Raw genomic sequence first — 23,254 nt, forward strand, 5'->3', positions numbered from 1 at the left:
GAAACAAATAGGAGATATCTCCTATTATAAGGAGAAAAAATGCTTAAAACAGCCTACCAACAATCACCGAAACAAGAATTAGCTAAAAATACGCCTTTTTTTAATGAAATTGATTTAAAACACAGTTTTATTATCGATTTTGAAAATCAAGAATTCATTCATCACCAAGCAGAGCCATTAAATTATCTTTTTTATTTAATCAAAGGAAAAGCGAAAATTTTAAAAACAGAACGCAATGGCCGCCAATCCATTGTTCAGTTTTTAACGACAGGTGATTTAATTGGCGATTTAACATTAGTTCAAGCGGAAACGATAACCAAGGACGTTATCGCCTTAGGTGAAACCTGTTGTTTGGCTATTCCTTTAGCTTATGCAGAAACTGTTTTAAAAAACAAGGTACTTTTTATGCAGCAACTCAGCCATTATCTAGGGAAAAAAATGCTCCAACGAGTGGACCACTTTACAACGAATCAGACCTATGAACTAAGTTATCGGTTAGCGGAATTGCTATTGGTTGCCGCTAATCACGAAGATGTTTATAAAGAAAAACATACTGAGATTGCCGAATACTTAGGGGTTAGTTATCGCCATCTTATTTATACTTTCAAACAATTTCGAGAGCGCGGCTTTATTCAAAAACAAGGAACTGCTTATCACATCAACCGCTTAGCGTTACATTCTTTTGTACAAAAAAAGAAGAGTTAAAGTGGTGGATTGTTGACAAATAGTGCGCTTCCAGCTACCCTATTCTTATTAATAAGAAAGAAGGGACAGCAATGGAGCAAGCATCATTTACTGTATCTAGTTGGCAAGAACAACCGATTGACAATCTTAATGAAAATTTCCCAGTGAATCAAGCGAGCGCTACTTATCAATTGTCAGGCGCCTTATCTGGGACAGCTTCTGTGGAATACTTAATGACTTATCAAGGCTCTTCAATGGCTGATGGGCTTGAAGCTGTGGCTCAAGTGGTCGGTTTCCTACATTTCGAAGGAACTTATTTAGGAAAAAAAGGCACCTTTACTGCTTGCGAAAAAGGGACGTTTACACAAGGTCTTTTAGACTGTCCTGGTGAACTATTTCAAGCATCAGGTGAGCTTGCCGGTTTATCTGGTCGCTACACTTATGAATTTAGTCAAGAAGAAGCGCTTCTTCATTTAGACTTTGTATAATAAAAAATTTTAAGGAAAGTTGGTGACATTATTTTACTTATTTTAAATTTGGCGGTTGTAAAAGACAATGGGTGTTTTTGATTAGATTAAACTTTTAAGGAGAAAAATCATGAAAAACACCCGAAACACCGTCCCATCATTACTAATTATTATTTTGCTTGTGGGATTTCCACAAATCAGCGAGTCGATTTTCACACCTATTTTGCCAGCGCTTAGTTCTGCTTTTAACATTCACGATAGCGTGGCACAATTAACCATGAGTATTTATTTTGTTGCCTTTGCCGTTGGCGTTTTATTCTGGGGAATTCTATCCGATACGATTGGACGTCGCCCAGCTATGTTATTAGGAATTTTATGCTATTTAATTGGAAATATTGGCCTTTTTTTGAGTCCGACATTTCCTTGGCTGTTATTCTTCCGTTTAATTCAAGCATTTGGTGCAAGCGTTGGTTCTGTCATTACCCAATCAATGATGCGGGAAAGCTTTAACGATCTTCAAAGAGGGAAAATTTTTGCTCAAACAAGCGCTGCCCTATCGCTATCTCCTGCCATCGGACCCTTAGTCGGCGGACTTGTTCAAACCTATTTTGGCTATCAGCATGTCTTTAGCACCTTAATTGTCATGGCTGTTCTATTACTTTTCTATAGTTTTTATCGTTTACCAGAAACCTTTCACTTAGGAAATACCTTAACGAAAGCGCCTTTTTGGTCCGTGGCGAAACGCCTTTCCTTCGACTCGAAAGTTTGGTGCTACGGCTTATTGATTGGGGGCATTAATGGTTTATTGTTTAGCTACTATGCAGAAGCTCCGTTTATTTTCATCAATCACTTTGGCTTTAGCAGTGTCCAATATGGCTTTCTTGGTTTAGTTTTAGCTGTGTCTAGTATTCTTGCTGCGGTTCTTATCAATTGGTTGCTAGGATATTGGTCAGCGGAAAAAATTGCCTTTGCTGGTTTGCTGCTAAGTATCTTTGCGGCTTGCTGTTTATTAATAATGACACAATTTGAATCAATCATTGGTCTTATTTTGTTTATTTTTCTCTTTTTCTTAGGGATTAATATTACTTTGCCCAATGCCTTAAGTATGGCCTTAAAAGGCTATGAATCTGTAATTGGTACTGCCAGTGGGATTTTTAGTTTTGTCTATTACTTGTTTGTTAGTTTCTTTACCTATTTGATTAGTTACTTTCACAATGGCACCATTTGGGTCTTACCGCTTTACTTTTTAAGTTTTGCCTGCCTGTTAGCTTTCAGCTATTATGTCATTGTTTATCGTAAAACTTTAAAATAAAAATCAAAAAACACACGAATATTTCGTGTGTTTTTTTTAGCTAAAAAATTGATTTTCTAAACTATATTGCTTCCCTGAAACAATGTCATATTGAATCAGTCGGTATTCCTCATATAGTTGTTCTTGCTTTTTATTCATTTCTACTGTTTTTTTCCATTCCCCACCGAGATAGTAATTCCCCTTTTCAAAAGCAGGCAATTGTTCTTGTACCTCATTTAGCATAGCGTAAAATCCCGATTGCGGTAAGCCACTTTGTTGGAAAAGTGAGGGAGCAAAATAAAATGGACTAATGATTGCTTGATGCTGATTTTTTTCTGTTAACTGGTTCGCCGTATCATACATTAGAAATTCTGTCTGGTGAAGGGCTGCCCCTTCATTCAACGCTTGAATGTTTTCATCATAAATACTTGGTAAGTGATCTCCCCAAAAAACGACTAATGTGCGTTTGGGCATTTTTTCGATTTCTTGTAGGAAATTTTTCAAAGCTTCGCTACTGTAGGCAATATCTTGCAAGTAATTATTGAGCGCGACTTGATTGCCGTTTCCTTGAGAAAAATAATTGGACGTTGTGTATTTATTTTCATAGGGCATATGTGTTTGCATAGTAACTAAATGAATGAATTGCGGTTGCTCTTTTTCTTTAAGCAGTGTCGTCACTTCCTGATACGCTGCTTGATCTGAAATGTAAGGATTATTTTCTAGTTTATCCGTATAGTTCATTGTTTTTTCATTGATAAATTGATCAAAACCTAAAATTTTATACACACCTTTTCGTTTATACATAGATGTATTGTACGGATGAATAGCCGTTGTTTGGTACTTTTGTTCCTTAAGTAATGAAACAATGGAAGGCAATTCCGTCATCTTAGGAATCATCATTGTATAAGGTGTAGTCATTTGGGCATTCATTAATTCCATCGAAAAACTTGTTAAGGCTTCAAATTCAATATTCGCAGTTCCGCCCCCGTAGTTTTGTGAAAGCATCTGGCCACTGTAAGTTTTATCAGCGATTTGCTGATAATCAGCTAAAGGATTGCCAATAATGGACAAACCTTTCAGATGATCTGGATTTGAAAAACTTTCACTCATGACAAACACAATATTTGGTTGCTCATTGCTCGGCACTGTTTTTGCCTCGGCCAACTTTTGATATTTCTGAGTAATTTCTGAAATAGCTTCTTTTGAATAACCCTTTGGTTGGTCCATAGCCTCTACTTTTAAATTATATAGAAAACCACCAATAAATCCTGTATTGTAGTAATTCATTTTTTGGCTGTAAGGAATCCATAACGCGGTTTTATTATAGGCTTTACGTAACAAATTTTGCGGATTGTTAAAATCACCAATATATGAAAATAGACCAATCGAAAGAACAAGACTTAACACACGAATAGTTTGTTTTTTCTTCGATAAAAAGAAACTTTTATAAAAGGCTTTTCCTAAGAAAAAAAGTGCTACACAACCTAACGCTACCACAAAAATAAACGGCCATAAACCAACCATTTCTTTTAATAAACTAACTTCTGTGATCATTTTTAAGTCGTCTGGGTAAATAGGTTCGACACGATAAAACATCTTTTGATAGTCCGCAAATCCTAAAACACCTATTATGACACTATATAAAAGAGAGCCAACTCCTAATGAACCTGCCAAACTACATAAAAAAAGTAAAAAAACGCTTAGCACAAAACAACCTAAGAAAAACTTTTCCGTATGCCACGAAAAAGCAAACTTGAAGGCTAAATCAACAGACAAGTTATTCTGACACCATTGCAAATATAAATTACTAAAAATAATTAATAAGATGAACCCGATTCCATACAAAAGGTAGCGGTAGGGCCATCGTCTAAATTTCTCAACTCTCTTTTTCACATCGATCTCCTATTCAAAAACTAGTAATGTATTTATTTTATGCTTCTTGAAAAAGAATGTAAAGAAGTAGCTAGCAAAGAAGTCTAAGGAATGGTAAAGAAAAAATGTTATTTGTTGCAAAAATAATTTTCCAGTGGTATAGTAACAATGGAATTTCGTTATCAGTTATCGTCGCCTTTTTAGAGTACTTTATGAAAGGAGAATAACTATGACTTACAAAGTAAAAAACATTCAATACCGTATTCAATTAGACACAGACAAAAATATTTTCATTGTTTTTGATGCAAAAAATGAAAGTAAAACAGCAACTGGTCACACAATTGAAGAAGCAATTGCACACTTAAAACAATTAAACTAAGGAGTGACAAACATTTCCATGCAAGACCCTTTAGGTAGTTATTTAAGCTAAAAGCCGTTTAGTAAAGAAAAAATACTAGACGGTTTTTTTGTATCCTCTTCGCCTTTTATTTTTTACATAGTATACTGAAACAAACGGAGGTGTTTTTAGATGACCATCATTGCAAACTATATTCGCCAGCAACCCCAACATCAAACACAGTTAACAGAAATCTACCAAGCAATTTTAGCGGTTGTTCCTCAGGAGACTACTGAAAAAATCGCTTATGGAATGCCGACCTTTTACTTAAATGGCAATTTAGTGCATTTTGCGGCGGCCAAGCAACATTTAGGTTTCTATCCTACGCCATCAGCCATCCAACGTTTCAGCAAAGAATTACGCCCTTTTAAAACCTCGAAAGGTGCCATTCAATTTCCCTACACGCAAGAGTTACCTCTTTCATTAATACAGGAAATAGTTAAATTCCGTGTACAAGAAAACATGAAGAGCGTGGGACAAAAATCACTTTGAATTTTTGTCCCACGCTCAAAAACTAATAAACGGCGGGAACAGAAGCAACTCCTTCTTATTTCTCGGAGTTAAACACTTCTGTCCCGACCTCTTCATGTTCTTAAAATTTTTTCCATCGCTTTTCCCTTGGCCAACTCGTCGATTAACTTATCTAGGTAACGGATTTTTTGCATTAAAGGATCTTCAATTTCTTCCACGCGATAGCCACAAATTACGCCTTTGATCAATTGGGCGTTTTCATTGAAATTGGGTGCTTCTTCAAAAAATGTTTCCATCGTTACTTTTTGAGCCAATTGTTGTTGCAAGCCTTTTTCATCATAACCAGTTAACCAGTAAATAATTTCGTCAACCTCCGCTTGCGTTCGATTTTTACGTTCTGCTTTTTGGATGTATAGCGGGTAAACACTGGCAAAGGTCATTGTATAGATTTTCGGTTTTGTCATTGGTTTTCCTACTTTCTGAAGTATTCTCTCTTCAGTCTACCACAGGCTTGCTGGAAAAAGAGGCTATTTTGTCTTAGTAATCAAATTGACGATAATAACGACGAATCTCTAATGGGTGACAATTCAATTTTTCTACATGCGCATCAATGCGTTGCGTTACCGCATGCATTAGGAGAAATGAAATAACTCGGCCACGATATTTTTCACTAATTCCTGGAAGTTCATACGCTTTCGAATCAATAATTGTATAATTGGCACAGATTTTCGGCAATAATTTTGCTACTCGTTCTGCCAACGGTCGCTGCTCGTCTTCTCCAATAAACAACGTTACTGGCGTAGTTTCATCTACAATTTCTAGCGTTCCATGTAAGAACTCTGCTGCATGAATTGATTTTGAGCGAAGCCAACTTTGCTCTTCCCAATAGCACATTGCATAAGAATAGACCGCTCCCCATTGGTTCCCTGCGCCAATAAAATAGTGAATGCTATCATGACGATGTTTTTCCGCAAAAGCTAAGCCAAACGCATCGGCACTTTTTTCGGCTTCAGCTAAACCTGTAGGCAAATATTCTTCCAATTCTTGGTAATAATTTTCGTAATCTGTAAATTCGTTGTTTTTTTGCATTAAACGATCAGCTACCATAAAGAACTTGATTTGCTCAGTTCCTGGAGCTGGATAAGTCACCACATAATCACATAAATCTGCTAAAAGACTGTCTTTTGCATCGATAAAACCAAATAACGTTGCGCCGACCTTTTTGATTTCTTGAACGGCTTGCACCACTTCTTGTGTTGTCCCAGTAACGGAAGACAAGATGACGAATGATTTTTCTGTTAAACGTTTATTGCCTGTTGTGTAATACTCAGCAGCATGTTGAACATAGATTGGTAAATTACTTTTTCCATTCGCATAAGTAACTGCTTGCATGGCTGAAGCATAAGTACCGCCGATTCCTAAATAATAAACCGCATCAAATCCTTTCGTCCAAACTTGATCAACAACTTTTTCAACATCTGAACGCAAGGCTAAGGCACCTCGTATGTCTTTGATTTGTTGTTCTTCATTAAATTTTAACATGGCTGATTTCCCTCTTTCTTTGCTATTTTACTTTTTAGGACACAATCAAAATCATCAAAAATCCGTTGAGATAAATCAATTCCTTTACTTGTAGCTACTTGATACGCCAAATATTGAAATGGAATAACTAATAATAAAGGACTAATTTTTTCTTCGACATCACTTGCTAACTCTAACGTATTTGATGCTCTCGTTGAACGCGTTGTAATTGTGTAACATTGACCAACATAATTGGCTAGATAGTTTTTCAAGGCTTGGCTACGTGCTTGAATAGGACTTTGATTTTCAATAAAAAACAAAAGATGTGTAGTATCCGCTTCAAGATAAGGCCCATGCATATAGGCTTCGACTTCAAATCCTTGGGAAGGTAAGCGAACTGTTTCTGTAAACTTCGTCTCAAACTCTTTTGCCGTACCAATATTGGGCCCATAACCAATTGCGATAAATCGTGTCCCCTCTATTAATTCTTTTTTCGTTTTTTGCCAAAATTGTTCGGTTTTATAAATCACCGAATCGATTTCCTGAATTGCTTTGGCAAGTTTTGCTAATTCTTCTCCAACCTCTACTTTTGTTAATTGATGCTTTTGATAGCCCAGTTTCAAACCAAATAGAAATAAATTTAAAAGTGTTGCCGTATAGCCTTTTGTAACAAAACCAACTGTTTCAAGCCCCATTTTTAAATCCAGGACTTCATCCACAACCTCCGTAATCGGGCTGGTGACATCACTTGTCAAGGCCATTGTTTTTACAGACGTTTGGTTTTTAATTTTTGCAATGGCATCAATTGTCGAAGCACTTTTACCACTTTGCGAAACCGCTACGACCAGATCAAACCGATCATCCACTTTGCCATAATGAACAAAATTGAACGGCTCTTGGATTTCCACATAAATAGGCGCCACTTCTTCAAGGTAAACTTTAGCCGCCTGACAAGCGTTATGTGACGAGCCAGTTGCTAAAACTAGACAGTGCGTGACCTTTGAAACGTCTGTATCAGTTAATTGAAATTGGTTAAGAATCTGAGTTAGGGCTGCTTGCTCCTCATTTATATAATCCAGCATCGTTTTCATATTTTGCCTCCTAAAATAGACCAATTAATGAGCCAAGAATTCCGACAATTGCCATGCCACCTAAAATCGCTAAAGGTTTTACTTCTTTTTTCAATAAATAAAAAACAAAACCAAAAGATGCAAGCGGTAATAATTTAGGCATGATATCGTCAAAGATACTTTGAACTGTGACTGCATTTTTGCCACTTCCGCTGATTGTAATCGGGATAGTTAAATCAATCATGGAGGCGGTCATAGCACCTACCACCATCAAGCCAATTATTGAAGCGCCTAATGTGAGACTTTCCATCATGCCATTTGCTTGAATCTTTTTGAGAAAACCAGTTCCTAATTTATAGCCCCAACGATTCAGTAAATAACGAACAATCACATGGGGGACGTTAAAAATGAGTAAAAATAGAATTGGCCCTAACACATTCCCTTGTAAAGCTAACGAAGTTCCAACACCTGTTGCAATCAAGCGTAAGGTTCCCCAGAAAAAGGAATCACCTAAACCAGCTAAAGGTCCCATTAACGAGGTTTTAATACTATCGATTGTTCCAACTTCAAAATTTTCGTCCAGAACATTTTCTTCTTCCATTGCAGCATTAATTCCTAAAATAAACGTCACGATATGCGGCGTAGTATTAAAGAAAGCAAGATGCCGTTTTAAAGCTGCCGCCATCTCTTCTTTTTGAGGATATAATTTCTTTAAAATAGGGATCATGGCATAGACATAAGCCATATTCATCTGACGTTCATAATTCCATGAAAATTCCATTTGAAATGAACGCCAAAAGACTTGATTAAGTTCTTTTTTTGTAATTAAGTTTTCTGTCTTAGTTTTAGAAGTCTTCGTCATCATCAATTACCTCCCCACTCGTTGTTTGTATTGTTTCATTCTTTCCTTTGGCATAATTCATGATATTCACAACAATTACCGCTGTAATGGCACCCAAAATTGCTACTCCTGTTACAGGTAACTTAAAGTAAGCCATTAAGACAAAGCCTAAAAAGAAATATGGCGCCACTTGTTTGTTAATCAGTAAGCGTGCAAGCATCGCAAATCCTAGCGCTGGAATAATCCCCGTTGCAACAGACAACCCATGTTGAATAAATTCAGGGATCAGATCAAGTAAGCCTTTAATGGTGTTGCTGCCCACGGCAAATGAAATAGTTACAATGAGCGCTAGCATGAACGATAAGCCAAAGCCTGCAAGTAAATGCATGCGCTCCACCCCTTTATATGCTCCTTCTTCAGCATACTGATCAGCTTTTTGACTCATGATTGGGATGAGCAAACCCAAATAAATATTTTTAAGAATCAACGTTAACGTTGCGATTGGCAAGCCTAAAACTAAGGCTGTTTCTGTTCCTGCGCCAGCAGTAATAGCAAACGCTGTACCAAGAATCCCACCAGTCACTACATCAGGTGGGATTGAGGCGCCCACTGAAAAAGAACCGATGAAAGCTAACTCTAAGGTTGCGCCCATGATTACGCCCGTTTTGACATCACCTAATACAATTCCGACAAATAAACCGGTTACAATTGGTCTTGAAAGCAACGAGGTACCTAAAGCATATTCCGACTGCGCAATAAAAGCGATGCAACCTAAAAGAATCGCTTGTCCTATCATTTGTATTTCTCCTTTCTACAAGACATTTAATGCTGCTACTTTTTTGTCATTTGGGACTTGTCGAATTTCAACTTCACAACCATTTGCGACCAATTCTTTAACCATTTTTTCTTCATCCGGTGTGATATTAATTGCTTTAGAAATGTTTCGAGTATTTTCCCTTACTTTCATCCCTCCTAAGTTAATTTCTTTTATTTCTGGACAAGCAGTAGCCAATCGATAAGCATCCTCCACACTCTCAACTACAATAAAAAGTTTGTATTTTTCTGTAACACCACTTTTTAGTGCGGCAATCGCATCTTCAATCGTTTTAATGACCAGTTTTACTCCTGCTGGTTTAGCTAGCTTAATGGTTGTTTTTCGAATATCATTTTTAGGTACGTCATCATTTGCGATTAAAATACAATCGGCGCCTAAGCCTTGGGTCCATGAAAAAGCCACTTGACCATGTAACAAGCGATGATCGACTCTTAACAATTTAATCATTTCATTTCCTCCTAAAATTCTTCTTCTAAAATTTCTTTACTAGATAACTCATTACAATAACAAAGACTTTCTTGTCCGTTTTCAACGGCACGTTTTACTAAATCAACTAATGAATCAACAGTATTTATTTGGGTATATATTTCAATTAACGTTGCTAAATTTAATCCTGAAATTAAATGCATTGCTTGTTTCCCCACATAATTAAAAAATTCGTTATTCACGCTTCCGCCAAATAGGTCCGTAATCACAATTAATTCATTTTGTTGATTGTTCTTTAAAATGTCTTTGACCGTCTTGGCTAAATCATAAGGTTGTTCCATATAAGCGCAAAGACATTCCACATTCTTTGTTTCACCACAAATTAAAGCTAATGATGTCTGAATCCCTGCAGCGAAATTACCATGTGTTGCCAGAATAATTTTACGTTCCATTTTCTTCACCTCACTTACTTCTTTATATAGCAAAAAGAGTGCCAAAAAAGTGGCACTCCCTCCTTTTTATTTTAAAAATCGCTTTCTGCGTTGTTAAACTCCGTTTTTCCAAACAACACATCATAGACATAAAAAAGCTCCGATTCAGGTATATTGACACTATAAACTTTTTCAATGACACTAAACGCCTCTTTTAACTCTTGCAAGACCGTTCTTTGACACTGCTTTAATTGTTCGGCGCCATTATAATTTTCAATAGGTTCATTCCGGATCAATCGTTCAATTAAACAACTGACATGGACATATACCGCCAATTTACGATCATTTTGAATCGTTTGTTGCCACCGCTCTTCTAATTGAATTAAAAAGACTTCTACTTGTCGAATAATTTTTTCTGTATCTAAAATCGTCACTGATTGAATGACCCGATCTAATGAAAAGTTACGAATCAACTCATGATTTACATAGGACAGCATATCTTTAGTTAATTCTCTCTTTGTCCATTCTAAAAGGGTCGTAATTCCTTTTCCTGCAATCAACTCTTCTAAAGAGATGTACGGGAGGTCATTTGAAGACGGGTTGTTTGTACCGATGATGCCGACAATCTCATATTCTGGAAAACTTTCTTTGATCGACTCTGCATTACGTAATTGATTATATTCACAAGGAATAATCTTTAATTGTGCTTCCGCAGGTAAACTTTTTTCAAGTAAATCTCTAATTTTAACGGCTGTGCCAATTCCGGTACTACACGTTGTTAAAATGACACGTTCCGTTTTATTTTCAGGTAATATGATTTCCCATTCATTTGGATGAACCTTTAACGCTTTTTGGGGCAATTCTTCAAAAGAAACTTCGTCTTTAATGGCTTCTCCTATAGATAGAGCCAAGCTTGTTGTCACATTATTCATTAATAAAAAAGGACCTTCTTCTTCTGCCGGAAAATACTGATAAATTTCTTTCAATGAACCCATATCAAAAAGAATTACTAAACCATTCCTCGTTTCTTGACGTTCCATATAGTGAATTAAGTGTTCGGAAATTTTTTTGGGAGTAACATCTAACGGCATGTCAAACGATTGAAAAATTGGCACATTTAACAGCCGATTTGCAACATTCGCAATACTACTTGCTGTGGCATATCCGTGGGCAACAATCACCGCTTTCGGATAGTGACTTTCCTTTACTGAACCCGAAGAGTGAAGATAAATGGTGACAATAATTCGATCCATCTGGGATAGCTCAATATCTAATGAACGTTTCACTAAAGTTAACAGTTGTTCAGCGTAGCCATAACTAGTTGCTAATTTGGTTTGAACTTCTGTTAAAAGTTCGTCAATGACTGTTGTAGGTTCTTTTTCTGGAAACCAATCAATACATCTTCGTTGAAACAGATAGGTGCTTAATGCATAGACTAAACTGCCATTAAACCGAATTTGATAAGACGATTCAATCGTTTCCAATAATTGACGGATATTTTGCGTAATAAACAATAGCATTTCGTGATTTTTCTCTCGCTTCTTTTCAAATAATAAATCATCGAATAAGCGTTCAATTTCTTTCGAGATGTCGTTATTAGCAGTGGAAAGATGATGATGGTGAGAGACATAAAGACGAAGGATTCGTTCATAACTCTGGATAATTCTTCTTTGCGCAAGCTCTGTTTCCTCTAACAAACTAACCAGATTTGTTTGCTCATCTAAACGAATAGGCAATTCATTTTCATCAGGAGCTAGTTTGATTGATTGATCCAGAAATTCTTTCGGTAGATCGTGTAAAGTGATTGGAATAACACGTTTATCAAGATTGGCGGCAAAGCTGCGTGCAGTAATAATTTTTATATTATTTCTTAATTCACCTACATTGCCTACATAATGGTGGTTTTCTAAAAGTTGGATAACTTGTGGCGTGATAGTAACTGCTTTTTGAATAGCTTGCTGTTCCTCATAAAATGCTCGCATAATTAATTGTTTTCTTTCCGCTTGAGTGCGTTCAGCAAGACTTGGGATTTTAATTTGAATAGGAATTCGTCTTAAAAATGTCGTTAAAAAGGTGCTAGAAATTTCTTCAGTTGTGGCAAAGCACAACCGACACGTAACAGGAATGGGCCGATTGGTTTCACCCATTCGATAAATAATGCCCTGATCTAAAAATGTAAACAATTTTTCCTGCCCTTCAGGACTCAAACGATGAACTTCATCTAAAAATAAAACGCCCCCTTCTGCACTTTGAAAGGCCCCAATTTTATCGGAATCTGCTCCCGTAAAAGCGCCTTTAAGATGCCCAAATAATTGACTAGTTAAAAGCTCTGGATTGTTGGCATATTGCGCACAATTAACTGTTACAAAAGGTGCTGAATCGTCAAGTAGTTCTTTTGAAAGACAAAACTGATAATATAAGGATGCTAAAAAACTTTTACCCGTACCACTTTCACCTGTAATTAAGACAGGCAATCCACCGCCAGGATAAAGCGCTGCCATTTTTAATTGTTCGATGGTCTGGGCTAAACTACCGCGATAACCAATGACCGACTGAAAAAAATCACTTTTGCGATCAAAAACAGGCTGTTCATCGATCATTTCTTGGAAACTTTGATAAACAGTTCTTTTTAAAAGATAGTTTTGTTGCTGAAACGCTTCTTTATGAAAAAAGTAAACTGGTCGTGTATTGATCTTAACTAGAATTCCTTCTTCGTTTAACTGATTTAAATAGTGACTAGCTGTATTTCGTTTGATAGAAAATGTCGTTGCAATATTGCTTGCTGTGAAAATTTCACTGACTAAAGATGGTTCAAAAAAAGCTGTTTGATTGCGTAAATAATCAACAATTTGCATTTTTAACATAAAATCACCTCTCATTTATCATAACGTACCTAAAAAAAACGTCAATATTCAAAATTTCTTTTGTTATTTTTCTTTATATAAGGAGCCCATTTTTTATGTTATTTAATCACAGGAACCTGATTCTATCATTGCAGAATAGGCTTTCATTCAGTATACTGTAAATAGAGGAACAAGAAACGAATTGGATAATTAGGCACTGAAAGAACGCACCACCGTTCTGAATGTTTCGAAACACACAACAGGTTATCGAAATGGCCATTGGAGAAAAATTCCTTTTTCTCCGAGGTTAGCGATTGTGACATGTTGCAATCGTTTTTTGTCCTTAAAATGTTGAGAAAAAGAAAAAAGGCACTTTGCATGTCAGCACCACCTGACAAACAAAGCCCTTCATAGACAGCACAACCTATCTATTCCAGTTGCCTTTTTTGCTAGTTACACTAGCTAATTTTAGTGTACCCGATTTTCAGTGAAATTACTAGCATCTTTAAAATTTTTACTGAAACGATCAGCTTGTGCAATGAACTAGTTTTCTTCAGCGGCGGCAACCGCTGAGAAGCTTTTTCTCAAATTTTAAGTGAATAATGTATCATAAACTTTTTTGGCATATCCATCCGTCATATTACATACAAAGTCCACCGCCATTTTCAAACGATAATAGTCTTTTTCTGCTTCTGTAGCGTTCTTTGCTTCTCTTCTATACAACGCTTTCGCGCTTTCCGAAATATTATTAAAGATTCGCTCCTCATACTTATTCATGGAAACTTTTTCGTATTTTAGTACGACTGGAACAAATTCATCTAGTAAACGATTGATGATATTGAAGCCCAATACCTCTTGATCCAAAATTGTTTTTGTTTGAAAAACATAGGCTCTAGAAAAGTTTTTTAATGCCTGAAAGCATTTCACTTCATCACAATCTTCAATGATAATTTCATTATGATAGATACCTCTCATAATTAAGTCATAATGATTAGCAAAATTTTTCGCTACGCTTTGACAAACAGCTCTTTGTGTCTTTCTCAAAAATTCTTGTAAGGTAGCTTCTTCTGTTTTATCTTTTTCTAACATTAAAAATTTTTTTGTTCCTGTTTGCCCATCAACAAACTGCTTTAAATCTTGATAGCTGTATAAACCATAATTATAGGCATCTTCGATATCTGAAAAAGTATAGGCGATATCATCTGAAGCTTCTAACAAAAAGACTAATGGGTGTCGCTTATTTTGTGTTCCTGTCGCAAATTTAATGGCGTTAAACACTTGTTTTTCCGAGTAAAAATAGCCAACTTTTTTAGACAAAAGCTGTTGCTTATTTAATTGATCTGAAGATGCCGTATATTTGATAACTGTATCTAATGTCGTGGCTGTTAGTTTCATTCCTGCTTTAGAAGTCCCATTATCATGATGCAGTTTTGTTAAAAGTCGGATGGTTTGAGCGTTGCCTTCAAAGTTAAGAAAATCATTTTGTTGTTGCTCCGAAAAATCAGACCAACAAGCATACAAAGGACCATTTTTTTCAAACCAAATACGAATGGCTTCTTCCCCAAAATGTCCAAAAGGGGGATTGCCAATATCATGGATTAATGCAGCTGTTTCTAACAACCGATAGCATTCTGATAATTCCATAACCTCAATGTTTCGTTCGTTCAACTGTGAAATAACTAATCTAAGTATATCCCTGCTATGCATTGCCACTTCTAAGCTATGCGTTAAACGCGTTCTTACAAAATCATTACGTTCTAAAGGAAAAACTTGTGTTTTGTCTTGTAAACGTCTAAATGCATCACTTTTAATTACTCTACGATAGTCACTATCAAAAGATTTACGAAGTTCTGTGGCTAAATCAACTTGCTTATTTAACCAGTCATTTTGATATTGTTTACCATTATCAGAAATACGATATGTACCAACCAACTGACGCCAATTCATTTTCATTTATTACCTCCTCCAATTACTCTACCTTCTCTAAATAAGAGACGTAAATATTTTTACATTTACCAATATCACTGAATTCCCGATTGTTATACGCCTTATCCTTTTTCAATTTAAACCGCACTTTTTCGCCTTCTTGAAAAGTTCCCCACGTAAGAAAAAAGAATAGCCAATGGCTTTCATCCTCTGATAGCGTGTCTAAACCTAAACTTTTAGGCTCAATTAAGCTAGGTAATTTAAAACAGTCATACACCCCTTTTGCTGTGCCATACACAGGACGATGAGTGCTAAGAGTCGTTTCAAAATATCCCTTTTCATCAGGTTTTAAATAACTTGCTTGCCGAATTAGTTGTGTCAGTTTATTTTGGAATGGCTGAATATTTTTCTCAACGTTTAGTTCAAAATCTGGTTCAGCTTGTACATCTGTGTCATGAGATAACTTTTTTAATAAGCAGTTTATTTCATTAGTACTTGTCTTGTCATTAAACGCAATCGCCAAACGCTCGCTGCTAATAACACCTTTCATATCTTTCATAGAAAAATTATTTAACGCAATTGGATAGTGTTTATCTGATAGCATCCAAGAAGCACCCATTTCGTTTAAACATGGAATACTCTGATAATAATGGTCAGATAAAAAATACAGCATGACAGGTTGATTGGTTAGCTCCCTTTTAATCGTGTCAAAAATTAATTCTCCTGGTTGTACACCCGTTTCAATAGTGGAACTATAAAAAATATCCTGTGTTCGAAACCCAAACTTTTTCAACAATTGGATAAACGCATCCACATATTCTTGATCCTTTGAACTATGACTAATAAAAATCTTTTTCCCGTTGCTCACTACTCAACATCCTCCAAGTTAAATTTGTGTTTTCATTTTTTTGTGAAATTCTATACTATTTCTTTAAGCGTACAGCGTTATCTGAAACCAGTCAATACTAAAATTATAAAATAACAATTATTTTGTTTTATTAAATTTTTATATAATGTTGTTTTGTTAATGTTTTGTTATTTTTAAACAAGTGATTATAGAGCGATGTACGGTTGAAGTTATTTCTAATCTATTTTTTTCAATATTTTTATAAATATAAAAAAACACGCCTTTCTTTGCAGAAAGGCGTGTTTTTACGTCCGAGTATAAGGAGAATTGGTTCATTAACCAATTGTCCCTTTAAGCGTTATTCATTAAATGAATTATTTGTTTTTTAAGTTGTAGAAAGATTTTAAGCCTTTGTATTCAGCTACATCGCCTAATTGATCTTCAATACGTAATAATTGGTTGTATTTAGCAATACGGTCAGTACGGCTTAATGAACCAGTTTTGATTTGGCCAGCGTTTGTTGCAACAGCGATATCAGAGATTGTTGAATCTTCTGTTTCACCAGAACGGTGAGATACAACTGCAGTGTAGCCAGCTTCTTTAGCCATTTCGATTGCTTCAAATGTTTCAGTTAAAGTACCGATTTGGTTAACTTTGATTAGGATTGAGTTAGCGATACCTTTTTCGATACCTTCAGCTAATTTAGTTGTGTTTGTTACGAATAAATCGTCACCAACTAATTGAACTTTGTCGCCTAATACTTCAGTTAATTTTTTGAATCCGTCCCAGTCGTTTTCGTCTAAGCCGTCTTCGATTGAAATGATTGGGTATTTAGAAACTAATTCTTCGTAGAACGCGATCATTTCTTCAGTTGTTTTTTCGCCTTCGCCTGAGTCAGCTAAAACGTAAACGCCTTTTTCTTTGTCGTAGAATTCTGAAGAAGCAGCATCCATAGCAAGAACAACGTCTTTACCAGGAACATAGCCAGCTTTTTCGATAGCTTCGATGATTACTTCAAAACCTTCTTCGTTTGAACCTAAGTTAGGAGCGAAACCACCTTCGTCACCTACTGAAGTAGCTAAGCCGCGACCTTTTAAGATTGAAGCTAATGCGTGGAATACTTCTGCACCCATACGTAAAGCTTCTTTGAATGTAGGCGCACCTACAGGCATGATCATGAATTCTTGGAAGTCAATACTGTTGTCAGCATGTGATCCACCGTTGATGATGTTCATCATTGGAGTTGGTAATACTTTTGTATTGAATCCGCCTAAGTAGTGATATAAAGGCACTTCTAGGTAATCAGCAGCAGCACGAGCTACGGCGATAGACACACCAAGAATAGCGTTAGCACCTAATTTACCTTTGTTAGGAGTTCCATCTAAATCGATCATTGCTTTATCGATAGCCATTTGATCGCGTACATCGTAACCGATGATTGCTTCAGCAATGATGTTGTTTACGTTATCTACAGCTTTAGTAACACCTTTACCTAAGTAACGAGCTTTGTCGCCATCACGTAATTCAACTGCTTCGTATTCACCAGTTGAAGCTCCTGAAGGAACCATTCCACGGCCGAAAGCTCCGCTTTCAGTGTAAACTTCTACTTCGATTGTTGGGTTACCGCGTGAGTCTAAGACTTCGCGTGCGTAAATATCAGTAATAATTGACATGTTTTGTCTCTCCTTTGAGTTTGTATTTATACTAAGGGGATTCCCTCATGTATGATTGTAGTTAATTCTCGCAAACTATGCAAACATTTTTTTGCAAAAGTCATTGAGAAAACGTTACCGTTAGTGATTTCTTATTTTACAGCATCTAATAAAGCTAGGAATGAGTCTGCTTCTAAGCTTGCGCCGCCGACTAAAGCACCGTCAACGTTTTCTTTTGCCATATATTCAGCGATGTTTTCTGGTTTAACAGAACCACCGTATTGAATACGAACAGCTTCAGAAACTTCTTTGCCGTATAATTTTTCAACTGTTGAACGAACAACACCACAGATTTCATCTGCAATATTAGCATCTGCAGATTTACCAGTTCCGATTGCCCAGATTGGTTCGTAAGCGATAACCATTGAAGCAACTTGTTCGTTTGATAAACCAACTAAGCCGTTAGTGATTTGACCTTCGATCCATTCCGCTGTTTTACCAGCTTCATACGTTTCTAAAGTTTCACCACAACAGAAGATTGGTGTCATACCATTTGCAAAGATTGCTTTGGCTTTTTTATTGATATCTTCATCTGTTTCGTGGAAATATTCGCGACGTTCAGAGTGTCCGATAATCACATAGTTCACACCTAAATCTGCAATTGCAGCGGGTGAGTTTTCACCAGTGAAGGCACCAGCGTTTTCCCAGTAGCAGTTTTGTGCAGCTAATTTCACTTCAGAATCTTTTAGGTTCCAAGCTAAAGGAGCTAAGAATAATGCTGGAGATCCAATCACAGCGTCAACAACGTCGTTTGATGGAACAGCATTTTTTACTGCTTCTGCAAAGCTTTGTGCTTCGCTTAAAGTTTTGTTCATTTTCCAGTTACCAGCGATAATTGGTTTGCGCATGAAAAGCACATCCTTTTCTTTTTTTAAAAATATTGTCTTTTAAACTGATTATTTATCGTTAATAGAAGCTAAACCTGGTAAAGTTTTGCCTTCTAATAATTCTAAACTTGCTCCGCCACCTGTTGAGATGTGAGAGAATTTGTTTTCGTAGCCTAATTGAATTGCTGCAGCAGCAGAGTCCCCGCCACCAATGATTGTTGTTGCATCTTCTAAATTAGCAATCGCTTCACAAACACCAATTGTTCCTTTGGCAAAGTTACTCATTTCAAATACGCCCATTGGACCATTCCAAACAACTGTTTTCGCACCTTGTAATTCGTTAGCGAATAATTCAATTGTTTTTTCACCGATATCCAAGCCTTCTTCATCATCTGGGATTTCAGTTGAAGGAACCGTGTGGAAAGGAGCGTCATTGCTGAACTCTTTAGAGACAACTGTATCAACCGGTAAAACTAATTTGTCGCCAGCTTTTTCCATTAAGCTTTTCGCTAAGTCCACTTTATCTTCTTCAAGTAAAGATAAACCAACACTATAGCCTTGTGCTTTCATGAATGTGTAAGCCATACCGCCACCGATTAAAATTTTATCGGCTTTTTCAATTAGGTTTTCAATGACAGCGATTTTGTCAGAAACTTTTGCGCCACCCAAGATTGCTACGAATGGACGTTTTGGATTTTCAACAGCTTCGCCGATGAATTTAATTTCTTTTTCCATTAAGAAACCAGCAACTGTTGGGATACCAGTTGAAGCAATTCCAACGTTTGAGGCATGTGCACGGTGTGCAGTACCAAAAGCATCATTGACAAATACATCGCCTAAAGAAGCCCAGTATTTACCCAATTCAGCGTCATTGCCGCTTTCTTTTTTGCCGTCAACATCTTCAAAACGAGTGTTTTCAAATACTAAAACGTCGCCATCTTTCATATTGTTAACAGCGTCTTCTAATTCTTTACCACGTGTTTCTGGAACAAAAGTAACTGGTTGACCTAGTAATTCGCTTAAACGTTCAGCCACTGGTTTTAATGATTTGCCAGCTTTGTCTTCTTCTGTTTTTACACGACCTAAATGAGAGAAAAGAATTGCTTTTCCGCCATTTTCAATCACGTATTTGATTGTTGGTAAAGCCGCTACGATACGATTATCGTTTGTGATCACGCCATCTTTTAACGGAACGTTAAAGTCAACACGGACAAGGACTTTTTTGTCTTTTAAATCTACATCTTTAATTGTCTTTTTAGCCATGAGTAGACCTCCTGTATTGTCAATTTTAGGATTTTTCTTTTTTAAAAAAAGAAAGCGGAGAAGCGCGTTGCTTCCCCGCTTATTATTTCACAATTGTTCAAATTTCACTAATGATAAGAATGAATCTTATAAGTTAGCGAAGTATTCTAAAGTACGAACTAATTGAGCAGTGTATGACATTTCGTTGTCATACCAAGCAACAGTTTTAACTAATTGTTTGTCGCCAACTGTCATAACTTTTGTTTGAGTTGCATCGAATAATGAACCGTAAGTCATACCTACGATATCAGAAGAAACGATTTCGTCTGTGTTATAACCATAAGATTCGTTAGCAGCTTTTTCCATTACTGCATTCACTTCATCAACAGTAACTTCTTTGTCTAATACAGTAACTAATTCAGTTAATGAACCAGTTGCTACAGGAACACGTTGAGCAGCGCCATCTAATTTACCGTTCAATTCTGGGATTACTAAGCCGATTGCTTTAGCAGCACCAGTTGAGTTAGGTACGATGTTTGCAGCAGCAGCGCGCGCACGACGGAAGTCGCCTTTAGGATGTGGTCCGTCTAATGTCATTTGGTCACCTGTGTAAGCGTGGATAGTTGTCATTAAACCTTCAACAACACCAAAGTTGTCATGTAAAGCTTTAGCCATTGGAGCTAAGCAGTTTGTAGTACAAGAAGCGCCTGAAATTACAGTTTCTTCTCCAGTTAATGTTTCATGGTTTGTGTTGTAAACGATTGTTGGTACATCGTTACCACCAGGAGCTGAAATAACTACACGTTTTGCACCAGCAGTTAAATGTTTTTCAGCAGCTTCTTTAGAAGTAAAGAAACCAGTACATTCTAAAACGATGTCTACGCCTAATTCGCCCCATGGTAATTCTTCAGGGTTACGGTTAGCTAAAACTTTGATTTCTTTGCCGTTAACGTTGAATGAACCTTCGTGAACTTCAACTGTACCGTTGAAACGGCCTTGAGTTGTGTCATATTTTAACAAGTGTGCTAACATTTTAGCATCTGTTAAGTCGTTGATTGCAACTACTTCGATTCCTTCTACATCTTGGATACGACGGAAAGCTAAGCGTCCGATACGTCCAAATCCATTAATACCTACTTTAACTGTCATTAAAGATTTCCTCCTTATGAAAATCAAAAATTTTTTATTTTAAAGGGTTACCCCTTTTAAAATCTCGTTTGCGGCAGCTTCATCTGTGATGAGCCACGTTTGTTTTGGTGCATTTTTCATATATGCGCGAATGGCTTTGGCTTTCGTTTTGCCGCCCGCAATTGCGACGACATAGGGAATTTCTTGTAAGTTTTTTAATTGAAGGCCAATTCGTGGAATTTTATAGACCACTTTTCCTTCTTCATCAAAGAAATAACCAAACGATTCTGCCACGGCATTTTTTTGTTTGAGCATAACCATTTCGTCATCAGACATTTTTCGGCGTGCCGCCATGTGCAACGCTCGACCAATACTGTGCACCACACAGTTGGCATGACTAATTAACGTAAGAACTTCTTGAATCGAGGGTTCTTGTAATAAACTATTATACGTTTCACGACTCAATTGTTCTGGGACATATAACGCCCGGTAGTTACCACCCGTTTTGTTGGCCATTACAGCACTAATTGAATTGGCTTGGACAGAAACTGCTTCACCAATCCCTCCTCTGGCTGGAACAAACAAATTATGACGTTTTTCAGTTTCTAGTGATCCCATATTTTCGGCCACCATGGCCATTGTTGTCCCACCCATAACCGCAATTGTATTCTCACCATTTGGTAAGAGTAAATTCAGCGTATTGGTTAAGACATCTCCAAAGTCCGAAAGAACTTTCTTTTGGATATCACTATCTCCTGCAACAACGATACAACGTTGAATGCCAAAGTACTGTGTCATTTCTTTTTCGATTTGGTGCATACCAAGCAATTGATTCATGACTAATTCTAAGCCTTGGTAGACTTCCAAACCGCGTTCTGTTAATGTCATCCCGCTTTTTGAAGGTTCAATCAGGTTGAGTTGCTTTAAAACATCTGTTTCTGTACGCAAAACTCGCTCTGTAATTCCCATCGTTTCTGATAAACTTCTACGTCCAATAGGTTGCATCCAATAAATATTGCGAAGAATTTGGAATCTTTCTTGTAATACATCGAGCATATCTGGAGCAACTGCTTCAATCATTTTAAATTCTTTTAACATGATGCGCTCCTTTTGTGGGTCGAAATATGTCCAAGTAAGACTGAAAACGACCTATGAACTTTAAAAAAATAGAATTGATGTTCGTTTTTCCTACTATTTATTCATAACAGTATTAAAAGTACTTATCAATTACACACTTAGTGTACCAGTTTTTTTAGGTCTTTTCAATAAAAATGATTCTTTTTTCATCGTTTTCTTTCAAATCCAAACAAAGCATTCGTTTGTGGGAAATAATAGCAACTTATTTCCGAATAATTAGATCTAATTAAACCAAAAGCAAAGGAATTCACGAACGTCTTTCAATTAACTTCTTGTTTAAATGGAAATTTCAGGTCCTCTCACAAAGCATTTTTTTACTTATTTTTCAAAAAAAGCAACGAAAGAATAGACACAGCCATTCTCTCGTTGCTTCATATCCTTTTATTTGTAATCTTCTTCGTAAAAACGTCCTAAAATTTTGACATTATCTGAGATGCTGACAAAGGCATTCGGATCGCTTTCTTTCATGGCTGCTTCTAAACTTGGCAACTCAAAGCGTGTCACAATAGTTAGCAAAACAGTTTGGCGGTCGTGGCGATATGCCCCTTCCGCTTCATGAATAATTGTAATACCACGGCGCATTTTCTTTTGAATCTCATCCACGACTCGATCTGGGTTTTTAGTGACAATCATAACTTGCATTTTCTTTTGCTTAGTATAAACAGCATCTGTGACCTTCCCACTTACAAAAATTGATAACGCACTGTAGAACATGTACTGCCAGCCAAATAAATAACCTGCAACGAAGACAATTAGTGCGTTAAAATAAATTGAAATCGAGCCAACTGAACGCCCCGTTTTTTTCCGAATGGTAATGCTTAGAATATCTAAGCCCCCAGAAGAAACCCCGTTTTTTAAGACAAAACCAATTCCTGATCCAGAAATCGCCCCACCAAAAATAGCACATATAATTGGATCTTGGGTCATCACCGTTTGCGGAACAATATGCATAAATAATGAAGTTAAAGTCACGGTAATGAAAGTAAAAATTGTAAACTTCTTACCTATTTTCTTCCACGCAATAAAGAATAACGGCACATTTAACAGATACAATGTAATAGAGACAGGCACATTAAAACCGACAATTTTTGTTGAGAGGGTTGTTAAAATTTGGGCCAAGCCTGTTAAGCCACTGGAATAAATATTTCCTGGTTGATAGAAAAAGTTCATGGCAATTGATGCAAGAATAGCATAGACAATCGACACAGAAAATTTTGTTGTATAGTCATGAACTGGCAGTCCGTCATAAATTTTTTTCATAAATAATAGCCTCGTTTCAGGTTTTC

General features: G+C 36.6%; 23 protein-coding genes. 5 read left to right on the top strand and 18 right to left on the bottom strand.

Going from position 1 to position 23,254, the window contains the following annotated elements:
* Positions 1 to 39: 39 nt before the first annotated feature.
* The 3 genes from AB1I62_RS09490 (at position 40) to AB1I62_RS09500 (ending at position 2,463) form a co-directional block, all read left to right on the top strand.
* Positions 40 to 705: a cyclic nucleotide-binding domain-containing protein gene (locus AB1I62_RS09490; protein WP_048737317.1), complete on the top strand. Its 666-nt coding sequence runs from the start codon at positions 40 to 42 to the stop codon at positions 703 to 705.
* Between the two features lie 71 nt (positions 706 to 776).
* Entirely contained in the window at positions 777 to 1,172 is a 396-nt protein-coding gene (locus tag AB1I62_RS09495) for a DUF3224 domain-containing protein (protein WP_002362038.1), read from the top strand.
* A gap of 109 nt (positions 1,173 to 1,281) precedes the next feature.
* A complete protein-coding gene (locus AB1I62_RS09500) occupies positions 1,282 to 2,463 on the top strand; it encodes a multidrug effflux MFS transporter (protein WP_002362039.1) in 1,182 nt (393 codons plus the stop codon).
* Between the two features lie 36 nt (positions 2,464 to 2,499).
* On the opposite strand, the gene AB1I62_RS09505 is transcribed toward AB1I62_RS09500, so the two are convergent.
* Positions 2,500 to 4,335, bottom strand: a complete 1,836-nt coding sequence (locus AB1I62_RS09505; protein WP_048737319.1) for an alkaline phosphatase family protein — start codon at positions 4,333 to 4,335, stop codon at positions 2,500 to 2,502.
* 208 nt (positions 4,336 to 4,543) lie between these two features.
* Here AB1I62_RS09505 and AB1I62_RS09510 point away from each other — a divergent pair, with 208 nt between their 5' ends.
* Both AB1I62_RS09510 and AB1I62_RS09515 read left to right on the top strand, forming a co-directional pair.
* Positions 4,544 to 4,693: a hypothetical protein gene (locus tag AB1I62_RS09510; RefSeq protein WP_002357118.1), complete on the top strand. Its 150-nt coding sequence runs from the start codon at positions 4,544 to 4,546 to the stop codon at positions 4,691 to 4,693.
* A gap of 150 nt (positions 4,694 to 4,843) precedes the next feature.
* On the top strand, positions 4,844 to 5,203 hold the full coding sequence (locus AB1I62_RS09515) for a DUF1801 domain-containing protein (protein ID WP_002364154.1): 360 nt from the start codon (positions 4,844 to 4,846) through the stop codon (positions 5,201 to 5,203).
* Positions 5,204 to 5,295: 92 nt separating this feature from the next.
* Here the strand turns inward: AB1I62_RS09515 and AB1I62_RS09520 are convergent, their stop codons facing one another.
* The 17 genes from AB1I62_RS09520 to AB1I62_RS09600 form a co-directional block, all read right to left on the bottom strand.
* Positions 5,296 to 5,646, bottom strand: a complete 351-nt coding sequence (locus AB1I62_RS09520; RefSeq protein WP_002360043.1) for a DUF2200 domain-containing protein — start codon at positions 5,644 to 5,646, stop codon at positions 5,296 to 5,298.
* Positions 5,647 to 5,719: 73 nt separating this feature from the next.
* On the bottom strand, positions 5,720 to 6,724 hold the full coding sequence (locus AB1I62_RS09525; RefSeq protein ID WP_002357110.1) for an SIS domain-containing protein: 1,005 nt from the start codon (positions 6,722 to 6,724) through the stop codon (positions 5,720 to 5,722).
* On the bottom strand, positions 6,718 to 7,794 hold the full coding sequence (locus AB1I62_RS09530) for an SIS domain-containing protein (protein WP_048736788.1): 1,077 nt from the start codon (positions 7,792 to 7,794) through the stop codon (positions 6,718 to 6,720). Before AB1I62_RS09530 ends, AB1I62_RS09525 begins: the two co-directional genes overlap by 7 nt.
* Before the next feature lie 10 nt (positions 7,795 to 7,804).
* The gene (locus AB1I62_RS09535; RefSeq protein ID WP_002384383.1) at positions 7,805 to 8,638 is read right to left on the bottom strand and encodes a PTS system mannose/fructose/sorbose family transporter subunit IID; all 834 of its coding nucleotides are present in this window, start codon (positions 8,636 to 8,638) and stop codon (positions 7,805 to 7,807) included.
* Positions 8,619 to 9,410 carry a PTS mannose/fructose/sorbose/N-acetylgalactosamine transporter subunit IIC gene (locus AB1I62_RS09540; RefSeq protein ID WP_002357107.1) on the bottom strand — a complete coding sequence of 264 codons (792 nt, stop codon included), beginning with the start codon at positions 9,408 to 9,410 and terminating at the stop codon, positions 8,619 to 8,621. Before AB1I62_RS09540 ends, AB1I62_RS09535 begins: the two co-directional genes overlap by 20 nt.
* A gap of 15 nt (positions 9,411 to 9,425) precedes the next feature.
* Positions 9,426 to 9,896 carry a PTS sugar transporter subunit IIB gene (locus tag AB1I62_RS09545; protein ID WP_002395206.1) on the bottom strand — a complete coding sequence of 157 codons (471 nt, stop codon included), beginning with the start codon at positions 9,894 to 9,896 and terminating at the stop codon, positions 9,426 to 9,428.
* A gap of 11 nt (positions 9,897 to 9,907) precedes the next feature.
* Positions 9,908 to 10,327, bottom strand: coding sequence for a PTS sugar transporter subunit IIA (locus AB1I62_RS09550; protein WP_002389037.1), 420 nt, complete (start codon positions 10,325 to 10,327; stop codon positions 9,908 to 9,910).
* Between the two features lie 71 nt (positions 10,328 to 10,398).
* Positions 10,399 to 13,170, bottom strand: a complete 2,772-nt coding sequence (locus tag AB1I62_RS09555) for a sigma 54-interacting transcriptional regulator (RefSeq protein WP_048736781.1) — start codon at positions 13,168 to 13,170, stop codon at positions 10,399 to 10,401.
* 143 nt (positions 13,171 to 13,313) lie between these two features.
* Entirely contained in the window at positions 13,314 to 13,529 is a 216-nt protein-coding gene (locus tag AB1I62_RS09560; protein WP_002357102.1) for a hypothetical protein, read from the bottom strand.
* Between the two features lie 211 nt (positions 13,530 to 13,740).
* Positions 13,741 to 15,102: a deoxyguanosinetriphosphate triphosphohydrolase gene (locus tag AB1I62_RS09565; protein ID WP_002371997.1), complete on the bottom strand. Its 1,362-nt coding sequence runs from the start codon at positions 15,100 to 15,102 to the stop codon at positions 13,741 to 13,743.
* A gap of 16 nt (positions 15,103 to 15,118) precedes the next feature.
* Positions 15,119 to 15,943, bottom strand: a complete 825-nt coding sequence (locus AB1I62_RS09570) for a toll/interleukin-1 receptor domain-containing protein (RefSeq protein ID WP_002360036.1) — start codon at positions 15,941 to 15,943, stop codon at positions 15,119 to 15,121.
* A gap of 353 nt (positions 15,944 to 16,296) precedes the next feature.
* Positions 16,297 to 17,595, bottom strand: coding sequence for a phosphopyruvate hydratase (gene eno, locus AB1I62_RS09575; protein WP_002357098.1), 1,299 nt, complete (start codon positions 17,593 to 17,595; stop codon positions 16,297 to 16,299).
* Positions 17,596 to 17,726: 131 nt separating this feature from the next.
* Complete coding sequence (gene tpiA / locus AB1I62_RS09580) at positions 17,727 to 18,482, bottom strand: triose-phosphate isomerase (protein ID WP_002362045.1); 756 nt, start codon at positions 18,480 to 18,482, stop codon at positions 17,727 to 17,729.
* A gap of 48 nt (positions 18,483 to 18,530) precedes the next feature.
* On the bottom strand, positions 18,531 to 19,724 hold the full coding sequence (locus tag AB1I62_RS09585; protein WP_002357094.1) for a phosphoglycerate kinase: 1,194 nt from the start codon (positions 19,722 to 19,724) through the stop codon (positions 18,531 to 18,533).
* Between the two features lie 126 nt (positions 19,725 to 19,850).
* Positions 19,851 to 20,852, bottom strand: coding sequence for a type I glyceraldehyde-3-phosphate dehydrogenase (gene gap / locus AB1I62_RS09590; RefSeq protein WP_002357093.1), 1,002 nt, complete (start codon positions 20,850 to 20,852; stop codon positions 19,851 to 19,853).
* A gap of 39 nt (positions 20,853 to 20,891) precedes the next feature.
* Positions 20,892 to 21,929, bottom strand: coding sequence for a sugar-binding transcriptional regulator (locus tag AB1I62_RS09595; RefSeq protein ID WP_002357092.1), 1,038 nt, complete (start codon positions 21,927 to 21,929; stop codon positions 20,892 to 20,894).
* A 420-nt stretch (positions 21,930 to 22,349) separates the two neighbouring features.
* A complete protein-coding gene (locus AB1I62_RS09600; protein WP_002357090.1) occupies positions 22,350 to 23,228 on the bottom strand; it encodes a YitT family protein in 879 nt (292 codons plus the stop codon).
* Between the last annotated feature and the right edge of the window lie 26 nt (positions 23,229 to 23,254).

This window comes from Enterococcus sp. AN402 (assembly GCF_040719405.1).
In the GTDB taxonomy this organism is placed as follows: Bacteria; Bacillota; Bacilli; order Lactobacillales; family Enterococcaceae; genus Enterococcus; species Enterococcus faecalis.

Excerpts from the sequence above, each read along its gene's own strand:
- AB1I62_RS09490 (WP_048737317.1), top strand. The coding sequence starts at position 40 with ATGCTTAAAACAGCCTACCAACAATCACCGAAACAAGAATTAGCTAAA.
- AB1I62_RS09495 (WP_002362038.1), top strand. The coding sequence starts at position 777 with ATGGAGCAAGCATCATTTACTGTATCTAGTTGGCAAGAACAACCGATT.
- AB1I62_RS09500 (WP_002362039.1), top strand. The coding sequence starts at position 1,282 with ATGAAAAACACCCGAAACACCGTCCCATCATTACTAATTATTATTTTG.
- AB1I62_RS09510 (WP_002357118.1), top strand. The coding sequence starts at position 4,544 with ATGACTTACAAAGTAAAAAACATTCAATACCGTATTCAATTAGACACA.
- AB1I62_RS09515 (WP_002364154.1), top strand. The coding sequence starts at position 4,844 with ATGACCATCATTGCAAACTATATTCGCCAGCAACCCCAACATCAAACA.
- AB1I62_RS09520 (WP_002360043.1), bottom strand. The coding sequence starts at position 5,646 with ATGACAAAACCGAAAATCTATACAATGACCTTTGCCAGTGTTTACCCG.
- AB1I62_RS09525 (WP_002357110.1), bottom strand. The coding sequence starts at position 6,724 with ATGTTAAAATTTAATGAAGAACAACAAATCAAAGACATACGAGGTGCC.
- AB1I62_RS09530 (WP_048736788.1), bottom strand. The coding sequence starts at position 7,794 with ATGAAAACGATGCTGGATTATATAAATGAGGAGCAAGCAGCCCTAACT.
- AB1I62_RS09535 (WP_002384383.1), bottom strand. The coding sequence starts at position 8,638 with ATGATGACGAAGACTTCTAAAACTAAGACAGAAAACTTAATTACAAAA.
- AB1I62_RS09540 (WP_002357107.1), bottom strand. The coding sequence starts at position 9,410 with ATGATAGGACAAGCGATTCTTTTAGGTTGCATCGCTTTTATTGCGCAG.
- AB1I62_RS09545 (WP_002395206.1), bottom strand. The coding sequence starts at position 9,896 with ATGATTAAATTGTTAAGAGTCGATCATCGCTTGTTACATGGTCAAGTG.
- AB1I62_RS09550 (WP_002389037.1), bottom strand. The coding sequence starts at position 10,327 with ATGGAACGTAAAATTATTCTGGCAACACATGGTAATTTCGCTGCAGGG.
- AB1I62_RS09555 (WP_048736781.1), bottom strand. The coding sequence starts at position 13,170 with ATGTTAAAAATGCAAATTGTTGATTATTTACGCAATCAAACAGCTTTT.
- AB1I62_RS09560 (WP_002357102.1), bottom strand. The coding sequence starts at position 13,529 with ATGCAAAGTGCCTTTTTTCTTTTTCTCAACATTTTAAGGACAAAAAAC.
- AB1I62_RS09565 (WP_002371997.1), bottom strand. The coding sequence starts at position 15,102 with ATGAAAATGAATTGGCGTCAGTTGGTTGGTACATATCGTATTTCTGAT.
- eno (WP_002357098.1), bottom strand. The coding sequence starts at position 17,595 with ATGTCAATTATTACTGATATTTACGCACGCGAAGTCTTAGACTCACGC.
- tpiA (WP_002362045.1), bottom strand. The coding sequence starts at position 18,482 with ATGCGCAAACCAATTATCGCTGGTAACTGGAAAATGAACAAAACTTTA.
- AB1I62_RS09585 (WP_002357094.1), bottom strand. The coding sequence starts at position 19,724 with ATGGCTAAAAAGACAATTAAAGATGTAGATTTAAAAGACAAAAAAGTC.
- gap (WP_002357093.1), bottom strand. The coding sequence starts at position 20,852 with ATGACAGTTAAAGTAGGTATTAATGGATTTGGACGTATCGGACGCTTA.
- AB1I62_RS09595 (WP_002357092.1), bottom strand. The coding sequence starts at position 21,929 with ATGTTAAAAGAATTTAAAATGATTGAAGCAGTTGCTCCAGATATGCTC.
- AB1I62_RS09600 (WP_002357090.1), bottom strand. The coding sequence starts at position 23,228 with ATGAAAAAAATTTATGACGGACTGCCAGTTCATGACTATACAACAAAA.